Origin of the sequence: Micromonospora sp. NPDC049171, from assembly GCF_040648275.1 — a bacterium.
Classification (GTDB): Bacteria; Actinomycetota; Actinomycetes; order Mycobacteriales; family Micromonosporaceae; genus Micromonospora.
Genome location: NZ_JBEZDJ010000050.1, coordinates 21,450 through 27,678, shown reverse-complemented (window position 1 = coordinate 27,678; position 6,229 = coordinate 21,450). Strand labels below are relative to the sequence as shown.

At 70.5% G+C, this 6,229-nt stretch carries 4 protein-coding genes; all 4 read left to right on the top strand.

Features of this window, described 5'->3' with window-relative positions; genetic code table 11:
* Positions 1 to 3,219 (top strand): thioester reductase domain-containing protein (locus tag AB0B14_RS36010; RefSeq protein WP_357526583.1); only part of this gene is annotated, 3,219 nt, incomplete at its 5' end.
* Positions 3,185 to 4,414, top strand: a complete 1,230-nt coding sequence (locus AB0B14_RS36005; RefSeq protein WP_357526582.1) for a cytochrome P450 — start codon at positions 3,185 to 3,187, stop codon at positions 4,412 to 4,414. The genes AB0B14_RS36010 and AB0B14_RS36005, both read left to right, overlap by 35 nt.
* Before the next feature lie 37 nt (positions 4,415 to 4,451).
* Positions 4,452 to 5,399 carry an ATP-binding cassette domain-containing protein gene (locus tag AB0B14_RS36000; protein WP_357078180.1) on the top strand — a complete coding sequence of 316 codons (948 nt, stop codon included), beginning with the start codon at positions 4,452 to 4,454 and terminating at the stop codon, positions 5,397 to 5,399.
* Between the two features lie 30 nt (positions 5,400 to 5,429).
* Positions 5,430 to 6,185 (top strand): ABC transporter permease, encoded by a 756-nt coding sequence (locus AB0B14_RS35995; RefSeq protein ID WP_357526580.1) that lies wholly within the window; start codon positions 5,430 to 5,432, stop codon positions 6,183 to 6,185.
* The last annotated feature ends 44 nt before the right edge of the window (positions 6,186 to 6,229 follow it).

The window sequence follows — 6,229 nt, the reverse complement described above, 5'->3', positions numbered from 1 at the left end:
ACCCACACCCGCACCCACCACCCCCACCGCGCCGCCATCACCACCACCAACCCCACCCACCTCACCCACGCCCTCACCGCCCTCACCACCAACACCGAACACCCCCACCTCACCCACCACCACACCCCACCCACCACCACCCCCCACATCACCTTCCTCGTGCCCGCCGCGTCGCCGGACCCCGAACCCCTGGTCACCTGGTGGCGCACGCACGGGGTCGTCGCGGACACGGTGCTCACCGAGCGCGATCCCGAGGAGTTCCGCACCGCGGTCAAAGCGGCCACGGCCAGCGGCACCGCGCTGCTCATCGAGCTCGGCCCCCGTGGTCTCGAACGTCTCGTCCGGGACTCTCCCGGCGGGGACACCGCCCTCTACCTGCCGACCTACGCCCCCGACGACCCGGACCCGGAACACCGGCGTCTCATGCACGAGTCGCTGGGTGTGCTCTGGACCCGGGGAGTCCCCGTCGACTGGTCCGCGGTCTGCCAGCGCCCCGAGCGGATCCCGCACCTTCCGCGTTACCCGTTCGAACACCGCGACTACTGGGTCCCGACGCTGCGGCACGAGATGACCCCGGTGCCGACGTCGCGGCACGAGATGGCGTCGGCCGACGCAGGCACCGGACTGCTGCCGCACTTCACCGACACGGCGTCCGGGCAGCTCATCGCCGAGACGCACCTGTCGCTGGCGGCGCTGCCGCTGCTCGACGAACACCGCGTGCACGACCGCATCCTGGTCCCCGCCATCGTCTTCCTCGAACTGGTGCACCGCTGCGCGCAACGCGCCCTCGACGGGCCGTTCGCCGTCGGGCGCCTGGCGTTCAGCCGACCGTTGATCCTCGCGGACGACGCCGCGCGCACGGTGCAGACCATCCTGGACCCGGATGACGATGGTGGCGCCCGCGTCCGCGTCTTCGCGCACGACCCGGACAGCGGCTGGCAGCAACTACTCGAGGCCGACATCGTCGCCGCCGACTCGAACAACGCCGATTCGGGCAACGCCGACGCGGGCAACGCCGACTCTGGCAACGCCGACGAGTTGGAACCGGAGGAGTTCGAGCGGGCCCGCGGCCGGTGCCTCGACGACCTCGACCACGACGAGTTCTACGAGCGAGCCTGGCATCCGTCCTTCGCCCTGGGCGCGAGCTTCCGGCTGGTGCAGTCGGCGCTGCGCGGCCGGGCCGCCGCGGTCGGGTACGTCGCCGCGCCGGACCCGTCGTGCGCCGCGCTGACCGCTGGGGTACGGCCCGACCTGCTCCTGCTGGACACCTGCGTGCAACTGATCGCGGTGGCGGCCGGGGCGGACGCCGGACCCGAACGGCCGCTGTACGTCGGCACCGGGTTCGCGGGCATGACAGTCCAGCGAGCCTTCACCGACGGCGAGATCCGCTGCACGGCGGTTCTGCGCGACGCCCCCGGCCGCGACGACGGTCTGGTCGGCGACGTGTCGATCACCGACGAGGACGGCCTGCTCTACGCCCTCATCAGTGGCGTGTCCTTCAGCCCACTCACACCGGAGACCGTGGAGCGGCTGACCGCCGGGCCGTCCTCGATGTCGAGCGGCTCGCCGACCCGGGCCCAGACGGGCCCGAAGGTCGCCCGACCCGACGTGTCGCGACTGCGCCGGACGAGCCCGCAGCAGGCACGCGAACGCCTCCAGCGGTACCTCGCGGCGCTGCTCGCCTCGGTCGAGGGATGCGAGCCGGAGGACATCGACCCGGCCGGGCCGGTCACCGCACGGGCCGACTCGCTGATGATCGCCGAGTTCCGGAGCGCGATCGAACGTGATCTCCACGTACGGGTTCCGATGGACGTCCTCTTCGACAACGCGTCGCCGGCCACGCTCGCCACGATGCTCGCCGACGAGATCCGCGCCGCCGACCCCGGGGTGCCCGCACAGGCTGGAGACCCGGTCGCGGCCCCGGCACCACCGGCGCTGGATCCCGTCCTCGCCGCCCAACCCCGCCCGCTGTCGATACTGAAGACCGGCAAGCTCACCCGGATGAGCGTGGACGAGATGGCCGCGCGCGCCGCGCTGCCGCCGTCGATCGCCGCCGACACGTCCGCCTGGCATCCCGACGGCGCACCGCGGGCCAGCCTGCTGACCGGCGCGACAGGTTTCGTCGGCGCCTTCCTGCTTGCCGAACTGCTCGAACGGCGCGACGGCGATGTCTACTGCCTGGCCCGGGCCAGCAACGCGCACCGCGCGCTGGAGCGGATCCTCACCAACCTCGACACCTACGGCATCGACGTCGACCGGCACCGGTCCCGGATCGTCGCGGTGCCCGGTGACCTGACGGAGCCGGGCTTCGGCCTGGGCGACGAGGCGTTCGCCGACCTGCACGCGCGTTGCGGCGACATCGTGCACTGCGGCGCCCAGGTCAAGTGGACCTATCCGTACCGGGCGCTGGAGCGGGCCAACGTGCACGGCACCCGGGAGGTGCTGCGCCTCGCCACGTTGGCCGGCCCGGCACGCCCGGTGCACCTCATCTCCACCGTCGGGGTGTTCTCCTCGGTGGAGTACGAGCCGGACACCGTCCACGAGTGGCAGCTGCCGATCGAGAGCGGACCGCTGTCGGTGGGGTACGCGCAGTCGAAGTGGGTCGCCGAGCAGATGATCCGCACCGCGCACGAGCGGGGCGTACCCATGACGATCCACCGGGTCAACGCCGGCGGGGACAGCCGCACCGGGGCGTTCAACCGGCACGACCACCTGAACATGATGCTCAAGGGCTGCATCGAGGCCGGGGTGGGGCCGCGCGAGGTCAACATCCACCTCCAACCGGCGCCGATCGACTACGTGGCGGCGGCCGTGGTGGAGGCGGCCCGCCGCCCCGAGCTGAACGGCGCCACCTTCCACCTGGTCAACGACAGCGACCTGACCTGGCCGCAGCTGTTCGAGATGGTCCGCGCGTTCGGGTATCCGATCGACCTGACCAGCTGGGACGACTGGCGTGAACGGATCACCGGCTCGCGTTCCGGGACCATGGCGCTGCTCGGCCTGGTGCCCTTCCTCGTGGACACCATCGACGACGCGCGGGTGCCACGGTTCGAGTCGACGTCGACCCGCCAGACCCTGGCCGGGCTCGGACTGACCTGCCCGCCGCTGACCACCGGGCTCCTGCACACCTACCTGCGACGGTTCATCTCCGCCCGGTTCGTCGACCCTCCGAAGGGAGCAGTCCGTGCACTCCGTGACGCACGAGCCGATCAACTATGACCCGGCCGATCCCGCGCATCGCGTCCTGCCCTGGCCGATGTACCGCCGGCTGCTCGAGGAGGCCCCGGTCCACCGTACGACCGCCACGACCCCGGACGGCGAGGACTTCTACCTCCTGAGCCGGTACGACGACGTGGCCGTGGCGCTGCGCGACCGCCGGCAGTTCTCCTCGCACGTGCGCCGGGGCGACTTCCTCGATCTGCCGATCATGGTGAACCGGGACGCCCCGGACCACACCAGGCTGCGCCGGGTGACCAACCGGGCCTTCGGGCCGCGCGCCCTGAGCACCCTGAACGGATGGATTCAGCAGACCGTCGAGGAACTCGTCGACGACCTGCTGGCCCAGCGCTCGGTGGAGTTCGTCGACCAGTTCAGCACCGCGCTGCCGCTGCGGGTCGTCGGCGGCATGCTCGGCTTCCCGATGGAGCGCAAGGCCGAGATGCAGCGCTGGTCCCAGGCCGTCATCGAGGTCTTCTCCGTGATGGGCGGCCTGGACCCGGAACAGGTGCCGGGTTTCTTCGAGGACTTCATGGGCCTGGTGGGGTACATCGACGAGTTGGCCGCCGAGCGCGTGGGCTGCCCGCACCGCGGCGACATCCTCAGCGATCTGGTCAGTCGCCAGGAGTCCGGGGACGTCGACCACGACGAGATGGTCGGCCTCGGTTGGTCCTATGTGGCCGCCGGCATGGAGACCACCATGAACCTGCTCGGCGGCGGGGTGCGGATGCTGCTGGAGGACCGGGAGTTGGGCCGGGTGCTCACCGCCGGTCCCGACCGCACCGACGACTTTATCGACGAATACCTTCGTCTATATACTCCGACGCCATGGTTGCTGCGCCGCGCAGAGGTGGACGTCGATCTGCACGGCACCGTGATCCCGCGCGGCGCCCTCGTGCACGCGCTGCTCGCCGCGGCCAACCGCGACCCGCGCAAGTTCCCCGACCCCGACGTGTTCGACCTGGACCGCCCGAACAAGGAAGACCACATGGCCTTCGGCGCCGGGCCGCACTTCTGCCCGGGCGCCGTGCTCGGCAAGATGTTCGCGGGCAGGGCATTCCGCGCTCTCTACCCGCATCTGGACCGGATGTCGATCGACCCGGACCGTCCGCCGCGTCTGCGATCACGGCCCGGCACCTACGGCATCGAGCACATGGGTGTGCTCATCGAACCGGCATCGCGGGCCGACGTGGCGTGAGTGCGCGGAGACCGCCACAACCCTGAGAGCGGGAGACATGATCGAGAGTTTCGGGCTGGGCAAGACCTTCCGCGGTCGTCGCAGCAAGGTCGAGGCGGTGAGCGGCGTGGACCTCGTCGTGCAGGCCGGGGAGGTCTTCGGCTTCCTCGGGCCCAACGGCGCGGGCAAGACGACAACGGTACGGATGCTCGCGACCCTGCTGCGTCCCTCCTTCGGCCGGGCCACCGTCTGCGGCGCCGACCTCGTCGAGCAGCCCCGCGAGGTCCGCAAGCACATCGGCTACGTCGGCCAGCGGGGCGGCACCGACCCGTCCATGACGGCCTGGCAGGAGCTGATCATCCAGTGCCGGTTCCACGGCATGAACAAGTCCGCGGCACTGGCCCGCGCCGAGTGGGCGGTCGACGCCTTCGAACTGGGCGACTGCGCGGACCGGCGCACGGGCACCTACTCGGGCGGGCAACGCCGGCGTCTCGACCTGGCGCTCGGCATGATGCACTCGCCCAAGCTGCTGTTCCTCGACGAACCGACCGCCGGCCTCGACCCGCCGAGTCGGGCGAACCTGTGGGTCCAGGTGCGCAGGCTGCGCGACGAGGGGATGACGGTCTTCCTGACGACGCACTATCTCGACGAGGCGGACGCGCTGTGCGACCGGCTGGTCATCATCGACCGCGGCCAGATCGCCGCCGAGGGCACCCCGCAGGACCTCAAGCGTGAGATCGCGGGCGACATCATCGTGGTCGGGGTGGAGGGCGACGCGAAGACGATCCACAAGGTGTTGGCCGAGCAGCCGTTCGTTCGGGACGCGGACGAACCCGATCCGCAGACCGTCCGCCTGTTCGTGGAGAAGGGCGAGACCGCGCTGCCGCACGTGATGCGCCTGCTCGACGCCCACGGCGCGCAGCTCACCTCGATCGCCCTGGAGCGGCCGTCGCTGGACGACGTGTTCCTCCGCAAGACCGGCAGGTCGCTTCGCGATGCGAAATGACGCCTTCCCCGCCCAACCAAGGAGTGCACCGTGAAGTTGCTCACCGAGACCTGGCTGGTCTACCAGCGCGCCATGATCCGCACCTTCCAGAGTTTCCGGGGGGTGGTGGTGATGACGGTCCAGCCCCTGTTCTTCCTGATCCTGTTCGCCCCCCTGCTCAAGAGCAGCCTGCGCGGGGCGGACCCGGACAAGGTCCTCAACCTGTACGTCCCGGGTCTGCTTGTGCAGTTGGCCATCTTCACCTGCCTCTACGCCTGCTTCTCGCTTGTCGCCGAGACCCACTTCGGTGTGCTCGAACGGTTCCAGGTGACCCCGGTCAGCAGGTTCGCCCTGCTGCTCGGGCGCACCATGCGCGACGCGTCGGTGCTGCTCATGCAGTGCGTGATGATCACCCTGCCGGCGGTGGCGTTCGGGCTGCACCTGTACCCCCTGCAGGTGCTGCAGATGGCGGGTCTGCTGCTGCTGCTCGCCCTGGGCATCGCACCCCTGTCGTACGCGCTGGCGTTGATCTTCAAGACCAACGAGGTACTCGGTCCGGGGGTCAGCCTGATCACCATGCCGCTCACGCTGCTGTCGGGCATCTTCGTGCCGATGACGTACGCACCGGACTGGCTGCGCTGGCTGTCGCTGGCCAACCCGCTCACCACCGTGGTGGAGGGCGCCCGTGAGCTGTACGCGGGACACGCCTGGAACAGCGGAGTCGCCTGGGCGTACGGCCTGGCGGTCGTCGGTGCGGTCGTGTCGCTCACCTACACCGGACGGCTCTTCGCGCGTACCGCTGAGTGACCGCGCCGGTGTCACCGGCGCGGCGGAGTTCGCCACTGCAGGAG

Bases quoted from the DNA above. Each gene is read 5' to 3' on its own strand.
- AB0B14_RS36000 (WP_357078180.1), top strand. From the start codon at position 4,452: ATGATCGAGAGTTTCGGGCTGGGCAAGACCTTCCGCGGTCGTCGCAGC.